General features: G+C 72.5%; 15 protein-coding genes. 8 read left to right on the top strand and 7 right to left on the bottom strand.

The genetic code is table 11. From position 1 onward, the window contains the following. Positions 1-112: 112 nt before the first annotated feature. Both QUG92_RS04670 and QUG92_RS04665 read right to left on the bottom strand, forming a co-directional pair. On the bottom strand, positions 113-265 hold the full coding sequence (locus tag QUG92_RS04670; protein ID WP_182045501.1) for a hypothetical protein: 153 nt from the start codon (positions 263-265) through the stop codon (positions 113-115). A gap of 162 nt (positions 266-427) precedes the next feature. After that, positions 428-874, bottom strand: a complete 447-nt coding sequence (locus QUG92_RS04665) for a MarR family winged helix-turn-helix transcriptional regulator (RefSeq protein WP_289457852.1) — start codon at positions 872-874, stop codon at positions 428-430. A gap of 121 nt (positions 875-995) precedes the next feature. Here QUG92_RS04665 and QUG92_RS04660 point away from each other — a divergent pair, with 121 nt between their 5' ends. Next, positions 996-1,976: an AraC family transcriptional regulator gene (locus tag QUG92_RS04660; protein WP_289457850.1), complete on the top strand. Its 981-nt coding sequence runs from the start codon at positions 996-998 to the stop codon at positions 1,974-1,976. 145 nt (positions 1,977-2,121) lie between these two features. On the opposite strand, the gene QUG92_RS04655 is transcribed toward QUG92_RS04660, so the two are convergent. Continuing rightward, positions 2,122-3,156 (bottom strand): LacI family DNA-binding transcriptional regulator, encoded by a 1,035-nt coding sequence (locus tag QUG92_RS04655; protein ID WP_289457848.1) that lies wholly within the window; start codon positions 3,154-3,156, stop codon positions 2,122-2,124. A 158-nt stretch (positions 3,157-3,314) separates the two neighbouring features. Here QUG92_RS04655 and QUG92_RS04650 point away from each other — a divergent pair, with 158 nt between their 5' ends. From QUG92_RS04650 to QUG92_RS04630, 5 genes are all read left to right on the top strand, one after another. Further along, positions 3,315-4,610 carry an ABC transporter substrate-binding protein gene (locus QUG92_RS04650; protein WP_289457846.1) on the top strand — a complete coding sequence of 432 codons (1,296 nt, stop codon included), beginning with the start codon at positions 3,315-3,317 and terminating at the stop codon, positions 4,608-4,610. A gap of 5 nt (positions 4,611-4,615) precedes the next feature. Beyond that, positions 4,616-5,632, top strand: a complete 1,017-nt coding sequence (locus QUG92_RS04645) for a carbohydrate ABC transporter permease (RefSeq protein WP_069712568.1) — start codon at positions 4,616-4,618, stop codon at positions 5,630-5,632. Continuing rightward, on the top strand, positions 5,629-6,507 hold the full coding sequence (locus tag QUG92_RS04640) for a carbohydrate ABC transporter permease (RefSeq protein WP_289457844.1): 879 nt from the start codon (positions 5,629-5,631) through the stop codon (positions 6,505-6,507). The genes QUG92_RS04645 and QUG92_RS04640 overlap by 4 nt, the downstream gene beginning before the upstream one ends. A gap of 113 nt (positions 6,508-6,620) precedes the next feature. Then, entirely contained in the window at positions 6,621-9,035 is a 2,415-nt protein-coding gene (locus QUG92_RS04635) for a beta-xylosidase/alpha-l-arabinosidase (RefSeq protein WP_491700632.1), read from the top strand. 199 nt (positions 9,036-9,234) lie between these two features. Further along, positions 9,235-10,407: a PP2C family protein-serine/threonine phosphatase gene (locus tag QUG92_RS04630; RefSeq protein WP_289457843.1), complete on the top strand. Its 1,173-nt coding sequence runs from the start codon at positions 9,235-9,237 to the stop codon at positions 10,405-10,407. Between the two features lie 139 nt (positions 10,408-10,546). Here the strand turns inward: QUG92_RS04630 and katG are convergent, their stop codons facing one another. Both katG and QUG92_RS04620 read right to left on the bottom strand, forming a co-directional pair. After that, positions 10,547-12,940: a catalase/peroxidase HPI gene (katG, locus tag QUG92_RS04625; RefSeq protein WP_289457842.1), complete on the bottom strand. Its 2,394-nt coding sequence runs from the start codon at positions 12,938-12,940 to the stop codon at positions 10,547-10,549. A 76-nt stretch (positions 12,941-13,016) separates the two neighbouring features. Beyond that, positions 13,017-13,481, bottom strand: coding sequence for a DUF2231 domain-containing protein (locus QUG92_RS04620; RefSeq protein WP_289457841.1), 465 nt, complete (start codon positions 13,479-13,481; stop codon positions 13,017-13,019). Between the two features lie 214 nt (positions 13,482-13,695). Here QUG92_RS04620 and QUG92_RS04615 point away from each other — a divergent pair, with 214 nt between their 5' ends. Together QUG92_RS04615 and QUG92_RS04610 are read left to right on the top strand one after the other, a co-directional pair. Continuing rightward, positions 13,696-13,866, top strand: coding sequence for a hypothetical protein (locus tag QUG92_RS04615; RefSeq protein WP_182045492.1), 171 nt, complete (start codon positions 13,696-13,698; stop codon positions 13,864-13,866). Positions 13,867-13,931: 65 nt separating this feature from the next. Continuing rightward, positions 13,932-14,501 carry a TetR/AcrR family transcriptional regulator gene (locus QUG92_RS04610; RefSeq protein ID WP_289457840.1) on the top strand — a complete coding sequence of 190 codons (570 nt, stop codon included), beginning with the start codon at positions 13,932-13,934 and terminating at the stop codon, positions 14,499-14,501. Here the strand turns inward: QUG92_RS04610 and QUG92_RS04605 are convergent. Next, positions 14,462-15,457 carry a helix-turn-helix domain-containing protein gene (locus QUG92_RS04605; RefSeq protein ID WP_289457839.1) on the bottom strand — a complete coding sequence of 332 codons (996 nt, stop codon included), beginning with the start codon at positions 15,455-15,457 and terminating at the stop codon, positions 14,462-14,464. The genes QUG92_RS04610 and QUG92_RS04605 overlap by 40 nt on opposite strands. A gap of 133 nt (positions 15,458-15,590) precedes the next feature. Beyond that, positions 15,591-16,577: an acetylxylan esterase gene (locus tag QUG92_RS04600; RefSeq protein ID WP_289457838.1), complete on the bottom strand. Its 987-nt coding sequence runs from the start codon at positions 16,575-16,577 to the stop codon at positions 15,591-15,593. Between the last annotated feature and the right edge of the window lie 58 nt (positions 16,578-16,635).

Genomic DNA, 16,635 nt, shown 5'->3' with positions numbered 1-16,635 from the left:
GTGCGGGTCCCGGACCGGCCTCACGACGGACGGGAGGCCCGTGGCGATCCCGCCACGGGCCTCCCGTCCGTCTGCCGGTGCCGTCGTCAGCGACCGGTCCGACGTGGTGCCGTCAGTGCCGCCCCTCGCGGGCGGTGTCGGTGAAGAAGTCGGCGTACAGGCCGTTGGCGTCCTGCAGCTCGCCGTACTTCCAACGCTTGCGCATGCGACGGAACGTCTCGATGCGCACCGGGTCGATGCCCGGTTCGGACTGGTACGAACCCATCGGTCCTCCCGTTTCCCTGTTGCTCACCCCCGACCGGGGGTACCCACCGGCGACGCTACGGGCTCGTGCCCCCTGCGTCCGGCAAGATAGATCGGGAATCTACCTAATTGCGCTTGTTGGACAAACGTCCGAGGGGGGTCCTCGACCGCCCGTACCCTGCCGTCAAGGGGTCGGAGCGCCGTGCTCGAGCGCCTCGATCACACGGTCGATCACCCGCACGTACCGGTCGCTCTCGCGTTCGGAGAAGGAGGACAGGAGCTCGTGCAGATGCTCGTTCGTACTGTCCATCGCGACGGCGTACGCACGCTGCGTCTCGGGCGTCAGCTCGATGAAGCGGCTGCGCCCGTCGTCCGGGTTCGGGACGCGGCACAGGTGCCCGGCCCGTTCCAGGCGGTCGACCGTGCCGGTGATCGCCGGACCCGTCAGGCCGAGGTGCGACACCAGGTCCTTCACCCGCACGCGACGCTCGGCCGCGGCCGCCCGCGCGACGAACTGCAGCACGGTGAGGTCGGAGCCCGACACGGACAGTCGCTCGCGGAGCCGGCCGCGCAGGGCGCCCATCGCCGCCTCGAGCCGGGTGAGCGCCGCGGTCAGGTCGATCTCACTCACGTGGTCGTCCCTCCGGTGCGTGTCGGTCGTCCGCGACGTTACGCCGCCCTCACCCTGCAACCGTATCCGGAGAACGCGAACCATGGCGCAATGCGGATGATCGAGCCCGGACGGAGTCGTCGTGGCTGACCCGCTGATCGAGGCGTTCGGCGCCGAGGAGACGATCGCGCCGGTGCGCTTCGAGGTCGCCGGGACGCGTCCCGAGGCCGCCGTCCGCGACCTCGGCGGCGTCTACGCGGGGGAGCGGTGGAGCGCTGCGCCGTCGAACGGACGGTTCGACTACCGGTACACGGCGATCGGTGACAGCGAGGTCACCATCCGCCGCTCGCAGATGCACGGCGAGATCCGCGGGTACATGCCCGGCGGCGGTGACTACGTGGTGACGTGGATCAGCGCGGGGACCGGCGAGCTCGAGATGCGCGGCGAGCGGTGGCCGATGGAGCAGGACGTCCCGGTGATGTTCCCGGCCGACGAGGAGTTCTCGTTCGTCACGGCCGACTACGACCAGCGGCTCGTGCACTTCGACCGGGAGTTCGTGCGCCGGGTGGCCGCGTCGCGCGTCGACGGCGGGAGCGCCCTGCGGTTCGACCCGCGCCGTGGCGCTGCCGAGACGGTGCACCACCGGTGGCAGGGTGCGCTGACGGCGCTCTCGCGTGCGCTGCGCATCGGCGGCCCGGACTCGGACGCCTGGCAGGACGCGAAGGTCACCGCGGCCGAGGTCTTCCTCGACATGTTCCCGCCGCAGACGGGCGGGTTGCCCGACGTCCTGGAGCAGCCCCGGAACGCCCGGCTGCGCGCCGCGGTGGAGTACATCCACACGCACGCTGCCGAACCGGTCACGATCGTGGACCTCTCCGAGGCGGCGGGGCTCAGCGTCCGCTCCGTGCAGGAGTCGTTCCGGCGCGTGTTCGACGTGTCGCCGCTGACGTACCTGCGGCAGGTGCGGCTCGACCGCGTGCACGAGGAGCTCCTCGAGGCGGGGCCGCAGGCCGGTGCCGTCGGCGACGTCGCTCGGCGGTGGGGGTTCGCGCACCTCGGGCGGTTCTCGGCGTCGTACGCCGAGCGCTTCGGCGAGTACCCGAAGCAGACGTTGCGGCGCTGACGCGGCCGCCGCGCGGGCGCGCGGGCGACTCGCTCCGTGGGCGTCGAACCACGGAGCCGACGTCGAACCACGCGTCGCAAGTGGTTCGACGTCGCAAGCGTGGTTCCACTCCCGAGTGCGCCGCGCCGCGCGGCGCCGCGCGGCGTCAGGCGGTCGCCGGCGCCGGCGCCGTGCTGCTCCGCACCCGGAGCGTCGATCGCAGCCGCACGTGGTCGCTCGTCGGCTCGCCGCGGAGCATCGCCATGAGCATCGCGACCGCGCTCGCACCGAGGTCGGCGAGCGGCTGCGCCACGGTCGTGAGCGGCGGCGTGGTGGTCGAGGCCTGCGGGACGTCGTCGAACCCGACGACCGACAGGTCCTCCGGCACCCGGAGCCCGAGGGCCGCGGCGGCGTGGAGCACGCCGATGGCCGACGAGTCGTTCGCGGCGAACACCGCGGTCGGGCGGTCGGGCAGCGTGAGGAGCTCGTGCGCGACCGCCGCGGAGCGCTCCTCCTGGTAGTCACCGGCACGGACCAGGCGTTCGTCGACCGCGACCCCGGCGGCGGACAGGGCCTCGCGGAAGCCGGTCTCGCGCAGCTGGGACGACGCGAGGTCGCCGCGGCCCTGCACGTGGGCGATGCGGGTGTGGCCGAGCGCGAGCAGGTGCTCGACGGCGTCACGGGCGCCGGCGGCGTTGTCGGTGTCGACCGTCGCGTGGCCCTCGGGGCCGGTGTGCGGGTCGATGGCCACGACGGGGATCGACGACCCGGAGAGTGCCGCGGACGGCGTGACGACGATCGCGCCGTCGATGAGCGTGCCGGACAGGCGGGACAGCGACCGGCGCTCCCACCCCGGGCGCCCGGTGCCGGCCTCGAGCCCGGCGTAGGCGAGGAGCTCGTACCCGCTGCCGATCGTTGCGGCGGAGACGCCACGCAGGAGCTCGGTCGAGAACGGCTCGAACTCGGGCACGAGGATCCCGATGACGTTCGTGCGGGAGCTCCGCAGGCTCCGGGCGACCAGGGACGTCTCGTAACCGAGGCGCTCGACGACCTCCTGCACCCGGACCATCGTCGCGGGGGCGACCCCGTCGCGGTTGTTGACGACCTTCGAGACGGTCGGGATCGAGACGCCGGCGGCGCGCGCGACGTCCGCGATCGTGACCCGGCCCGGCCCGGGCGGGTGGTCGACGACGGTCTCCATGTGCACACCGTACCGCCGGAGACGGTTTCCGCCAGTGCGCGGGTCACGGTTAGAAAACGTTATCGATAACGATTGACACGGCCGTGCTGCACCTGGCACGCTCTCCGCAGCGGCATCGACTGCCGCGAACGTCAACGACGACACCGAGGAGTTCCACGATGACGAGGAAGATCCGTGCCGCGGCAGCCATCGCGCTGATCGGGGCGACCGCGCTCACAGCAGCAGGCTGCTCCGCCGGCAGCGACGCTTCGAGCGACGGCGGGAAGGTCTCGATGACCTTCTGGCACAACTCCACCACCGGCCCGGGCAAGGCCTTCTGGGACCAGACGGTCAAGGACTTCGAGGCGAAGAACCCGAACGTCACGATCAAGGTCCAGGCGATCCAGAACGAGGACCTGGACGGCAAGCTCCAGACCGCGCTCAACTCGGGCTCCGCCCCCGACGTGTTCCTGCAGCGCGGCGGCGGCAAGATGTCCGCCATGGTCAACGCCGGCCAGCTCCTCGACATCTCCGACTCGATCGGGTCGACGGCGAAGTCGCAGATCAGCGACGGCTCGTTCAAGGGCTACCAGCAGGACGGCAAGACCTGGGCCATGCCGGTCGACGTCAACCCCGAGGGCATCTGGTACAGCCAGGACCTCTTCAAGCAGGCCGGCATCGAGGGCACCCCGACCACGATGGAGGAGCTGAACGCCGACATCCAGAAGCTCAAGGACGCCGGCATCCAGCCGGTCGCCGTGGGTGCGAAGGACGCCTGGCCGGCAGCGCACTGGTACTACAACTTCGCGCTCCGCGCCTGCTCCGAGAGCGTGCTGAACAAGACCGCGCAGGACCTGAAGTTCACGAACGCGTGCTGGAAGCAGGCGGGCGAGGACACGAAGGACTTCTTCGACACCAAGCCCTTCAACGACGGCTACCTGACCACCGCCGCACAGCAGGGCGCCGGCAGCTCCGCCGGTCTCGTCGCGAACCACAAGGCCGCCATGGAGCTCATGGGAGCCTGGGACCCGGGCGTGATCTCCTCGCTCACCCCGGACGGCAAGCCGCTGTCCGACCTCGGCTTCTTCCCGTTCCCGGAGGTCTCCGGCGGCAAGGGCGCTCCCGGTTCGATGATGGGCGCCGTCGACGGGTACTCCTGCTCGGCGCAGGCCCCGAAGAAGGCCTGCACGGACTTCCTGAACTACATGACCGAGAAGGACGTGCAGGAGAACTACTACAAGGCCTTCAACGCCATCCCCGCCAACAAGTCGGCCCAGTCGGTCGTCACCGAGCCGTACCTCAAGAGCGTCCTCGAGGCGTACAACAAGGCGCCGTTCGTCTCGAACTACCTCGACACCGTCTACGGCCAGAACGTCGGCAACGCGCTCAACACCAGCGTCGTCAACCTCCTCGCCGGCAAGGGGTCCGTCTCGGACATCGTGTCGACCGTGAACCAGGCAGCAGCGAAGGGCTGACACCCATGACCACCTCCGTCGCACCCCGCTCCGAAGCGGAGCGGTCCGGGACGGGGCGTCGCACGGGCGGGGCCGACGGTTCGCCGTCGGCCCCGGCCCGCCGGGCCCGCAGGGGCAACGACGTCCGCACCCGGATCGAGATCGCCGTCCTGGCCGGCCCGGCCACCGTCATGTTCGTCGGGTTCGTCATCCTGCCCGTCGTGCTCGCCGCGTACTACGGCTTCTACAAGTGGCAGGGGTACGGCACCCCGACCGACTTCGTCGGTCTGCAGAACTACGCGATCATCTTCACCGACCCGGACTTCCGGGGCGTGCTCTGGCACAACCTCTTCATCGTCGTCGGGTCGCTCATCGTGCAGGGCCCGATCGCGATCGTCCTCGCGCTGCTGCTCAACCAGCGGATCCGCGGACGCGGCCTGATCCGCGTCCTCATCTTCGTGCCGTACGTGATCTCCGAGGTCATCGTCGGCACCGGCTGGAGCCTCATGCTCCAGTCGAGCGGGGCCGTGAACGACCTCCTGCAGGCCGTCGGCCTCGGGGCCCTCCGCAACGACTGGCTGAGCAACCCGGACATCGCGATCTGGACGCTCCTCGCGATCATCTCGTGGAAGTACATCGGCTTCGCGGTGATCCTGTTCCTCGCCGGCCTGCAGAGCATCCCCGAGGAGCTGTTCGAGGCCGCGCAGCTCGACGGCGCGAGCTACTGGCAGATCCAGCGGCGGATCACCCTGCCGCTGCTCGGCCCGACCATCCGGATCTGGGCGTTCCTGTCGATCATCGGCTCGCTCCAGCTGTTCGACCTCGTCTACATCATCTGGGGTCAGTACATCGCCGCCACGGCCGGGACCTCGACGATGGCGACGTACATGGTCGCCAACGGTCGGCTCTCCGGCAACTACGGGTACGGCAACGCCGTCGCCGTGGTCATCTTCCTCATCTCGTTGGTCGTCGCCCTCGTCTACCAGCGCTTCGTCCTGCGCCGCGACACCGCCGGCGCCCTGACCGAGAAGGGCGACCGATGACCGCCACCGCCTCCATCGTCGCGCCGAACTGCCGTCGCCCCGCCGACCACGGTCCCGTCCGCAAGGAACGCAACCTCGGCACGTACTTCATCGCACTCGTGTTCATCGCGGTGTGCATCGCCCCGGTCGCCTACATCATCCTGGGCGGCTTCCGCACCAACTCGCAGATCACCGCGAGCCCCGCCGGCCTGCCGTCGCCGTGGCAGATCGGGAACTACGTCTCGGTCCTGACGAGCGGCGTCTTCTGGCAGCAGCTCGGCAACTCCGTGATCGCGGGCGTCACGACCACGGTCGGCGTCGTCGTGCTCGGCCTCATGGTGAGCTTCGTGCTCGCCCGCTACCGCTTCCGCGGCCGCGGCGCGCTGTACTCGCTGTTCGCCGCCGGCCTGATGTTCCCGATCACCGTCGCCATCACGCCCCTCTACCTGCTCGTGAAGGACCTCGGGCTGACGAACAACCTGGCTGGCGTGATCCTGCCGCAGATCGCCTTCGCCCTCCCGACGACCGTCATCATCCTCGTGCCGTTCCTCCGGGCGATCCCGGACGAGCTCGAGGAGGCGGCCTCGATCGACGGTGCGAGCCGACTCGGGTTCTTCTTCCGCATGGTCGTCCCGCTGTCCCTGCCGGGCGTCGTGACCGTCGGGATCCTCGCGTTCATCGGCAGCTGGAACAGCTACATCCTGCCGCTGTTCATCCTCAACGACGCGTCGGCCTACACGCTGCCCCTCGGCGTCCAGGCGTTCTCGTCGCAGTACTCCGTCGACACGGCGCGGGTGCTCGCGTTCACCTCGCTCTCGATGATCCCGGCGCTCGTGTTCTTCGCGATCTTCCAGCGCCGCATCGTCGGCGGTCTGACCGGGGCGGTGAAGGGGTGACCGCGCTCGACGCGACGACGCACCCGACGGACGGACGGGAGGCGCGTGGCGGCACCGGCACGCGCCTCCCGTCCGACGCCACCCACCTCGACGACGCGACGGGCCCGGACCGCGTGACCGCGCTGCTGGCCGCGATGACGCTCGAGGAGAAGACGGCGCAGCTCGTCGGCTACTGGCTCGACCAGGACGGCGTCGTCGCTCCGATGCAGGGCGAGATGGCGGCGGTCCAGGACGGCGACACGCTGACCGACGTCACCCGGCACGGCCTCGGCCAGTACACCCGCGTCTACGGCACCCGGCCCGTCGAACCCGACGAACGTGCCGCGTGGCTGTGGGCGGAGCAGCGGCGGCTCAAGCGCGAGACGCGCCTGGGCATCCCCGCGCTCGTCCACGAGGAGTGCCTGACCGGGCTCGCCGCGTGGCAGGCCGCCACCTTCCCGACCCCGCTCGCCTGGGGGGCGTCCTTCGACCCGGAGCTCGTCGAGCAGGTCGGCGCGGTCATCGGCCGGTCGATGCGCGAGCTCGGCGTCCACCAGGGGCTCGCCCCCGTGCTCGACGTCGTCCGTGACCCGCGGTGGGGCCGGGTCGACGAGTGCATCGGCGAGGACCCCTACCTCGTCGGCACGGTCGGCACCGCCTACGTCCGCGGCGTCCAGAGCGCCGGTGTCGACGCGACGCTGAAGCACTTCCTCGGCTACTCGGCCTCGCGGGCCGGACGGAACCACGCGCCGGTGCACGCCGGGCCGCGCGAGGTGGCCGACGTCTTCCTGCCGCCGTTCGAGATGGCCCTGCTCGACGGGGGCGCCCGGAGCGTCATGAACTCGTACGCCGAGGTCGACGGCGTGCCCGTCGCGGCGGACCCGACGCTGCTCACCGACCTGCTCCGCGACCGTCTCGGCTTCGACGGCACCGTCGTGGCGGACTACTTCTCGGTCGCCTTCCTCGAGGTCATGCACGGTGTCGCCCGCGACCGCGGCGAGGCGGCCGCGATGGCACTCGAGGCCGGCATCGACGTCGAGCTGCCCACGGGGGACGCCTACCTGGCGCCGCTCGTCGAGCGCGTCCGGAACGGCGAGGTCGACGAGGCGCTCGTCGACCGGGCCGTGCTCCGGGTGCTCCGCCAGAAGGAGCGACTCGGCCTGCTCGACCCCGACGCGTTCGAGGACGAGCCGCCGACCGGCGTGGACCTGGACTCCGCGGAGCACCGTGCCCTCGCACGCCGGCTCGCGGCGGAGTCGCTCGTGCTGCTGTCGAACGACGGCGTGCTGCCCCTCGGCGGCGCGACCGGTCCCGACGCAGCCGGTCCTGACGCAGCCGCCGTCGACGCCGGCCACCACACCCCGGGCGCCGTCCTGCAGGGTCCGGTCGCGGTGATCGGCCCGAACGCCCACCGCGCCGAGGCCCTGCAGGGCTGCTACTCCTTCGCGAACCACGTGCTCGCTTCGCACCCCGGGCTGCCGCTCGGCTTCGCGATCCCGACGGTGCTCGAGGCGCTGCGGGACACCCTCGGCTCCGACGTCGTCCGGTACGCCCGCGGCGCCGACGTCGAGGGCGGTGACCGTGACGGCTTCGCCGAGGCGGTCGCGACCGCGCGGGACGCCGCGGTCGCCGTGGTCGTCGTCGGCGACCAGGCCGGGCTCTTCGGTCGCGGAACCGTGGGCGAGGGCAACGACTCCGAGTCGCTCGACCTGCCCGGCGTGCAGCGCGAGCTCGTCGAGGCGGTCGTGGCGACCGGCACCCCGACCGTGGTGGTGCTGCTGACCGGTCGTCCGTACGCGATCGGCTGGGCGCTCGACGGCGACCAGCCGAAGCCCGCGGCCGTCGTGCAGGCGTTCTTCCCCGGTGAGGAGGGCGGTCCCGCGATCGCCGACCTGCTCACCGGTGCCGCCGCCCCCTCCGGTCGGCTCCCGGTCTCGCTGCCGCGCTCGGCCGGGGCCCAGCCGTACTCGTACCTGCACCCGCGCCTCGGCGGCCCGTCGGACGTCACCGCGACCGACTCGACGCCGGTCCGACCGTTCGGCTTCGGCCTGACGTGGACGTCGTTCGCGTACGAGGACCTCGTCGTGGACGACACGGTCGCCACCGACGGCGCGTTCACGGCCGAGGTCACCGTCCGGAACACCGGGGAACACGACGGCGACGAGGTCGTGCAGCTCTACGGGCACGACCGGCAGGCGTCGGTCACGCGTCCGGTCGCGCAGCTGCTCGGCTACGCTCGGGTCGCCGTGCCGGCCGGGCAGACCGTGCGGGTCCGCTTCGACGTGCCCGTGCAGCGCTTCGCCTTCACCGACCGGGCGATGCGCAAGGTGGTCGAACCCGGCGACGTCGAGGTGTGGGTCGCGTCCGACGCGGCGGCGTCGCGGCCGGGAGGCCCGCTGGACACCGGCGGGATCGTCGCGTCCGGCGACGGGCCGGTCCGGCACGAGGTGCCCGGTTCGGCGACCCCGCGTGCGGTCCTGCGCGTGGACGGCGCGGTGCACGAGGTCGGCCGCGAGGACCGGCGCACGGTCAGCTGGACGGTCGTCTGACCCGTCCCCGCCGCGGAGCACCAGGAACGGTGCTCCGCGGCGGTCGCGCGTCGCGCGTCCTCCGCTCAGGCGCGTCCCGCGCCCGCTCCGGGGTCGCTCCGGGCCGCCGACCGGTAGCGTGTGACGCGTCCACGTCGGGCCGCGTCCCGCTGCGCCACCACGCAGCGGCGGTCCCGACGGATCAGGGAGGGCAGGACGGATGAGCACGGAGGACCGGGCACGCGTGCGGGGTGCACTCGTGGCCGCGCTGGACGTCGTCGACGCCCCGCCCGCGGAGCGCTTCGAGCGCATCGTCCGCGTCGCCCGCGAGGTCTTCGACGTCCCGCTGTCGTACATCAACGTCCTCGACGCGGACCTGCTGCACACCCTCACCCCGAACGTCCCCGACGAGCTCGCCTCGGGCCCGATCGGCTGGTCGTTCTGCCAGCTCACGATCCGGGACACCGGACCGACCGTCATCCTGGACACCGCCGCCGACCCCCGGACCGCGGACCTGCCGGGCGTGACGAACCGCGGCATCCGGTTCTACGCCGGCGTCCCGCTGACCATCGCCGGCGGGGAACCCGTCGGGACGCTCTGCCTGATGGACACGGCCCCGCGCGAGTTCTCCGCCCAGGACACCGCGGCGCTCATCGACCTCGGGCGGTGGGCGGAGCGGGCGCTCGGGCAGGGGCTGCACCACGACCGGCTGCTCGAGGTCGCCGGAGCCCTCGCCCCGGACGCACTCACGCTCGACGGGTACCGGGTCGTCGGACTGACCGTGCCGTACGGTGACCTCAGCGGCGACCTGCACGACTGGTCGGTCGTCGACGGCGACCTGGTCCTGACGCTCGCCGACGTGATGGGCAAGGAACAGCCCGCCGCGCTGCTCGCGGCGGGGATCCGCGCCGCGCTCCGGCAGCACCGTTCGCTCGGACCGGTCGCGGCCCTGGCGGCGGCGGAGCCCGCCGTCGCCGAGGACCTGGCACGGGCGAACGCGTTCGCGACGCTGTTCCACGCGCGGCTGCACCCTGCCAGCGGCGTCGTGGAGCTGGTGGACGCCGGACACGGGCTCGCGGTCCACGTCGCGGCCGAGGGCGCCCCGCGGATCCTGCGCTCGCACGGCCTGCCGGTCGGCCTGCACCACGAGGGGACGCCCCGCACGGCGAGCGCGGTGACGCTCGCCCACGGCGACGCGCTCGTCGTCGCCAGCGACGGCGCGCTCGACCTCGGCGACGGCACGGTCGACACGCTGCTCGACCTGGCGCGCACCCTCGGCCGGGCCCGGGACGTGCACGCGTTCCTCGAGACCGTGCGCCTGCGCGCCGCGGAGCGGGCCGAGGACGACGTGACCGTGGTCGTCCTGGTCCGCGAGCCGGCGTCCGGAGCCTGACCCGGACGCTCAGCTCGGCTGCGCCGCGAAGTGGACGACGGTCACCGCGAGGGCGAACAGGGCGAGGACGGTGAGGACCGCCCCTGCTCCGCACGACCACGCGCGACGACGGGTATCACCGTCCCGGGGCTCCCGCGCGTCAGGCCGCCATCGGTCCGTACCGTCGGTGGCCCTTGACGTCGTACCGGTCGAGCATCATCACCTTGTCCCACGCGGCGACGAAGTCGTGCACGAATCGCTCCTGCCCGTCGGAGCCCGCGTAGACGTCGACGATCGAGCGCAGCTGCGCGTTCGACCCGAACACCAGGTCCGCGCGCGACGCGGTCCACCGGTGCTCGCCCGTGGACTCCACGGTGCCGGTGAAGGTCGACTCGGTGTCGTCGGTCTTCACCCACACCAGGTCGGTGTCCGTCAGGTTCACGAAGAAGTCCGTCGTCAAGGCACCGACCCGGTCCGTCAGCACGCCGGTCGACGAGCCGTCCCAGTTCGCGCCGAGGACGCGGAGCCCGCCGGTGAGCACCGTCCACTCGGGAGCGGTGAGCGTCATGAGGTTCGCACGGTCCAGGAACACCGCCTCCGGCGCGACCCCCGGCGCGAAGTCCGCGAACCGCTCGGAGACGTGGTTGCGGAAGCCGTCCGCGACGGGGCGGAGCCACTCGAACATCTCGACGTCGGTCTGCTCCTGCGTCGCGTCGACGCGGCCGGGGGTGAAGGGCACGCGCACCTCGACACCGGCCGCCCGGGCCCCGTCCTCGACGCCGACGCAGCCGCCGAGCACGACGAGGTCGGCGAGGGACACGTGCCCGCCGTTCCGTCCGAAGTCCGCCTGCACGCCGCGGAGGGCCTCGACGACCGGGACGGTGCGCCGGTTCACCGACCAGTCCTTCTGCGGTGCGAGCGCGACCCGTCCGCCGTTCGCGCCGCCGCGCTTGTCGCTGTCGCGGTACGTCGACGCCGCGGCGTAGGCGGTCGCGACCAGGTCGGAGGCGGGGGTGCCGGTGTCGCGGACCGCCTGCCGGAGCCGGTCGACGTCGGCCTCGGTCAGGGGTGCCCCGACGGGGTCGGGCAGGGGGTCCTGCCAGAGCAGGTCGTCCGAGATCGTCGCCTGCGGACCGAGGTAGCGGTGCTTCGGGCCCATGTCGCGGTGTGTGAGCTTGTACCAGGCCTTCGAGAACGCGGTGGTGAACAGGTCGAAGTCGGCCAGGAAGCGTTCGCAGACCGCGCGGTACGCCGGGTCGACCTTCAGCGCGATGTCGGACGTCATCATCATCAGCGCGTGGGTCTCGCCGGGCACGTGCGCGTCGGGGGTCCGCGGCGCGTCCGGGTCCGCCGGGGTCCACTGCAGTGCGCCGGCCGGGCTGCGGGTCTGCTCCCACTCGTGCCCGAACAGGTTCTCCAGGTAGCTGTTGTCCCACCGGGTCGGGTCCTGGGTCCAGCTGCCCTCGATGCCGTTCGTCATCGTGTCCCGACCATTTCCGGCGCCCTGCGGGTTGTGCCACCCGAGACCCATGGCCTCGATCGGCGCGATCTCCGGCGGCGGACCGATCCGGTCGGCGGCGACCTGCCCGTGGCTCTTGCCGAACGCATGGCCACCGGCGATGAGCGCGACGGTCTCCTCGTCGTTCATCGCCATGCGGCTGAAGGTGATCCGGATGTCACGGGCCGATCCCATCGGGTCGCCGTTCGCTGCCGGTCCCTCCGGGTTGACGTAGATGAGCGCCTGGTGCGACGCCGCGAGCGGGCTCTGCAGGTCGTAGTCGGCGTCGCCGTTCTGCCCGTGCCACCGCTCGTCGCGGCTGACCATGTCGTCGTAGCTGTCGACGTGGTGCGGGTCCCACACCTCGGGTCCCCACCAGGTACCCTCGTCGGGCTCCCAGGCGTCGAGTCGACCGCCGCCGAAGCCGTACGTCGGCAGGCCCATCAGCTCGAGGGCACGCGTGCCGGTGAAGACCATGAGGTCCGCCCAGGACAGCGCGTTGCCGTACTTGCGCTTGATCGGCTGCAGGAGCCGGCGTGACTTGTCCGTGTTGCCGTTGTCCCACCAGCTGCTGATCGGGGCGAACCGCTGCATCGCGGTCCCCGCTCCACCGCGCCCGTCGGCGATGCGGTACGTGCCGGCGGCGTGCCAGGCCATCCGGATCATCTGCGGGCCGTAGTTGCCGTAGTCCGCGGGCCACCAGTCGACCGACGTCGTGAGGAGCGCGTCGACGTCGCGCGCCAGCTCCTCGAGGTCGACGGTGGCGAACGCCGCGGCGTAGTCGAAGTCGGCCCCGAGCGGGTCGGCGTCGATGCCGTTGCGGTGCAGCAGCTCGACGCGGAGGCGCTGCGGGTACCAGCCCTCGAGCGAGGACGGCGCCTGCCCGAGCGTGCCACCGAGGTGGTCGCCGCCGGCCGGGAGCGCTCCGCCCATGTGGAAGCTGCACGTGTCGGTCCCGCCGGCGTCACGACGTGGTGCACCGCCGTGGTGCTCCGTCGTGCCCTGCGGGGTGGCGGTGTCGTGACGGCCCGTGGCCGCCGTGCTGTCGTCGCTCAACGTTGCTCCTCTTCGATGCTGGTCCGCGGCCGGACGGCCCGTGCGCGCGGTGGTCGACCGGTGGTCGTGCGGCTGCTCAGCCCTTCCAGACCGAGACGGCGCCGGCGTGGCCGATCACGACGACCTCGATCAGGGAGCCGATGCCCGCCGTGACGAGCAGGACCGGCCCGACGACCGCGACCGCGCGCACGAGGCCGCTGCTCGTCACCCGCGGCACGGCGAACCGGTTCCAGCCCCACCACAGCGTCAGCAGCACGAACACCGCGATCGACCACGGCAGGAGGCCGTCCGCGAGGTGCGTGTGCCGCTCGAGCAGGGCGGTCTCCCGCTCCCGGTGCTCCAACCACTCGCCGGACGAGGTCGCGAGCGGCACGGAGACGAGCGCGACGAGGCCGATGACCGGTGCACCGACCGCGAGCCAGCGTCGGGCGGCGGGCCAGGCGGCCACCACGATCGCGCTCAGTGCCGCGACCGGCACCGACACCGTGGTCAGGTGCACGAGGAGCGGGTGCAGGGGGATGCCGTCGTACTGCCAGTCCATGGGGGCCTCTCGAGCTCGTCGGTCGGTGGTTCCGACGTCCTGCGCCCAGTAGAGCGCCGGATCCGGTCCGACGGACACCCGACCGCCGATCTGCGCACATTCGAGATCGCACACGGAGCGCGTGGCGCCGGTCGTCCCGCCCGGGCGACGTGTCCACCGGACGCTCCGGTCGCGTGAGTACCGTGACCCCTCACAGACCGTGAAGGAGCACACCATGTCCGACGCCGACGGCACCCGCGACACCACCAACGACCCCGAGGGCACCGAGAAGCCCGACGGCCTGGGCGAGGACGGCACGATCCCGGCCCACCCCGAGGGCGTCGCCGCCGGCTTCACCGGCGACGACTCGCACTTCAACCCGGAGGAAGACGACCCGGCGGAGTGACCCGTCCGTCATGCTGGTCGCCGCGTCGTCACCGGTCCCGACCCGCGGATCGGTACCGTGTCGGCATGGCCCGCTTCACGCCCCCCGCTGCCGACGCGATGCGCGCGACCCTCCTCGCCGCCGCGCGCGACGAGTTCTCCGCCCACGGGCTGGCCGGGGCGCGCATCGAGCGGCTCGCCGCCGTCGCGGGCAGCAACAAGGCGCAGGTCTTCCACTACTTCGGCGGGAAGGACGGCCTGTTCGACGCCCTGCTCGTGCACGAGCTCACGGGCGTGCTCGACGCGGCTCCGCTCGACACCGCAGCCCTGGCGGAGTGGGCCGGGCGCCTGCACGACGTCACGGTCGAGCGCCCGTGGGTGCAGCGGCTCGCGACCTGGCACCGCCTCGAGCGACCGGACGTCGCCCTCGAGACCCTGGCGCAGCAGTACGCCGACGCCGTCGACGAGGTCGAGCGGGCCCAGCGGGCCGACGTGCTCCCGCGCCGCTTCCGGCCCGCGGTGCTGTTCGGGCTCGTCGTGCACACGGCGGTGTTCTGGAGCGGACTCGCCCCGGAGGCGGCCGGCTCCGTCGCGGCGGTCACTGCGCCGCGACGCCGTCAGGTCGTGGTCGACGCCGTCGGCGCGCTGCTCGGCTGAGCCGGACCGCGCCGCTGCAGCGTGGCGGAGGGGCGCTCGCCGAACGCGGCGGCGTAGGTGCCCGCGAAGCGGCCCAGGTGGGCGAAGCCCCAGGTCTGCGCGACCTCGGCGACCGTCGTCGACCCGGGGTCGGCCGCCAGGAGCACCGCCCGCACCCGGTGCAGTCGCACGTCGCGGAGGAACTGCATGGGGCTCGCCGCACCCGCACGGTGGAACGCGGCCTGCAGCCCGCGGGCGCTGAGCCCCGTCGCACGGCACACGTCCGAGGTGGTCAGCGGCCGGTGCGCGTTCGCGGCGATCCACTCCTGCGCCACCCGGACGGAGCCGCGAGCGGCGGTCGCGATGCCGGACCGCGGCGTCGCGTCGAACGCCTGGAGGACGGCCTCGGCGATCCGGCGGTGGTCCGCCGCACGGGTCCCGGCGTCCACCGACGGGTCCCACAGCGTCGTCGCCGCGCCGGCGATCGTGCGACGCAGCGGCGCCAGGGCCTCCGCGTCGGCCGTCGGACGGAGCTCGAGGGGCCCGGGGAGGTCGGCGCGGACCGCGGCACCGATCGACTCGAGCCAGGGGCCGTCGAACCGGATGACGTGCTGGACCGCCGGTGCGGCGTCGAACGAGAAGGGCCGCCCGGCCGGGTACATCACCGGGACGTTCGGCAGCATCTCGATCGGTTCGCGCCGGTCGACGTCGAGCACCATGCCCGGGCCGGTCGCCCAGGCGAGGACGTACTGGCGACCGGGGTTGATCGTGCCCCACCGGTGCGCGGCGACCGCCGAGGTCGCGGTCGTCACCCGGTCGTCGCCCACCGCGCGGTACCGGTAGGAGAACCCGTCGGTGACCGCTTCGCCGATGTTGATGTCGTGGCTGCTGTAGACGTTCTCGAAGAGCTCGACGGCATCATCGACCGCGGTGCCGTGGTGCTGGGTGGCGGTCGTCGTCCGGTCGTCTGTGCGCATGCGCGGAACAGTCTGCGCCCTCGATCTCGGGAGGCGGCTGCGCAGTGCGCGTCGCGGCGCTTCGTAACGTTCTCGGCTTGTTGAACTCCACGCCGAGATTCGCGCGTTGTTAAATTTAACGAGCGTCGCCTGCTCAGCGCAGGCGCTCGGCCAGGAACGCCGCCTGTCGCTCCCAGTGCCGGTACCCGCCGCCCTCGTGACCGTTGTACGGGTACACCTCGATGTGCTTGTCGGTCGAGCCGAGGGCGTTGTACGCCGCGAACGTCGTCCGGGGCGGGACCACGTCGTCCATGAGCGCGACCGAGAAGAGCGCCGGGGCGGTGATCCGCTCGGCGTGGTTGACCCCGTCGAAGTACGCGGCGGTGTCCCACACCGTGTCCGCGGAGTCGCGGTGGACGGCGAGGTAGCGCACCAGCTCCTGGTACGGGTCGCTGACGGCGACGTCCGCGCCGTGCTCCCAGTCGCAGAGGAACGCCACGTCGGGCAGCACAGCGGCCAGCGGGCCGACGTGTGCCTCGACGAGGGCCGCCGCGGCGATCGCGATGCCCCCGCCCTGGCTCCCACCGGTCAGGGCGATGCGCTCGGCGTCGACGCCCGGCAGGTCGCGGACGGCCTCGACCAGTCGGACGGCGTCGGTGAACACGCGGCGGTAGTGGTGGTCGGCGGGGGAGTCGATGCCGCTCGTCATCCAGCCGGCGATGTGCGGCCCGGAGCCGCGCGGGTCGGGGGTGTCACCGCCGCCCCAGCCGCTGCCCTGCCCGCGGGTGTCCATGACGACGTGCACGTACCCGGCGAGGGCCCACGCGACGCGCTCACCCGGGCGGGAGCGTCCGCCGTTGTAGCCGAGGAACTCGACCACGGCGGGCAGGTCGCCCGTCGCGCCGGCCGGCCGTGACACCCAGGCGCGGACGGGGTCGCCGGCGAAGCCGGGGAACGTCAGGTCCTGCACGTCGAGCGCGGTGACCGGGGTCTCGGCGGGCGTCAGGACCGCGTCGGTGCCGGCGCCCGCCGTCCGCGCGTCGGCGACGGTCTGCGCCCAGAACGCGTCGAAGTCGTCGGGGTGACGCACCTCGGGCCGGTAGGTGCGGAGCTGGTCGAGGGGCAGGTCGGTCAGGGGCATGAGAGGGTCCTCGTCCGTGGTCGGTCGATCCGGGCACACCGGGACGGATCGGGCGTAC

Origin of the sequence: Curtobacterium citri (genome assembly GCF_030362955.1) — a bacterium.
GTDB classification, from domain to species: domain Bacteria; phylum Actinomycetota; class Actinomycetes; order Actinomycetales; family Microbacteriaceae; genus Curtobacterium; species Curtobacterium citri.
This window is presented reverse-complemented; position numbering and strand designations above follow the sequence as displayed.

Bases quoted from the DNA above. Each gene is read 5' to 3' on its own strand.
- QUG92_RS04670 (WP_182045501.1), bottom strand. From the start codon at position 265: ATGGGTTCGTACCAGTCCGAACCGGGCATCGACCCGGTGCGCATCGAG.
- QUG92_RS04655 (WP_289457848.1), bottom strand. From the start codon at position 3,156: ATGGAGACCGTCGTCGACCACCCGCCCGGGCCGGGCCGGGTCACGATC.
- QUG92_RS04650 (WP_289457846.1), top strand. From the start codon at position 3,315: ATGACGAGGAAGATCCGTGCCGCGGCAGCCATCGCGCTGATCGGGGCG.
- QUG92_RS04645 (WP_069712568.1), top strand. From the start codon at position 4,616: ATGACCACCTCCGTCGCACCCCGCTCCGAAGCGGAGCGGTCCGGGACG.
- QUG92_RS04640 (WP_289457844.1), top strand. From the start codon at position 5,629: ATGACCGCCACCGCCTCCATCGTCGCGCCGAACTGCCGTCGCCCCGCC.
- QUG92_RS04630 (WP_289457843.1), top strand. From the start codon at position 9,235: ATGAGCACGGAGGACCGGGCACGCGTGCGGGGTGCACTCGTGGCCGCG.
- QUG92_RS04620 (WP_289457841.1), bottom strand. From the start codon at position 13,481: ATGGACTGGCAGTACGACGGCATCCCCCTGCACCCGCTCCTCGTGCAC.
- QUG92_RS04615 (WP_182045492.1), top strand. From the start codon at position 13,696: ATGTCCGACGCCGACGGCACCCGCGACACCACCAACGACCCCGAGGGC.
- QUG92_RS04610 (WP_289457840.1), top strand. From the start codon at position 13,932: ATGGCCCGCTTCACGCCCCCCGCTGCCGACGCGATGCGCGCGACCCTC.
- QUG92_RS04605 (WP_289457839.1), bottom strand. From the start codon at position 15,457: ATGCGCACAGACGACCGGACGACGACCGCCACCCAGCACCACGGCACC.
- QUG92_RS04600 (WP_289457838.1), bottom strand. From the start codon at position 16,577: ATGCCCCTGACCGACCTGCCCCTCGACCAGCTCCGCACCTACCGGCCC.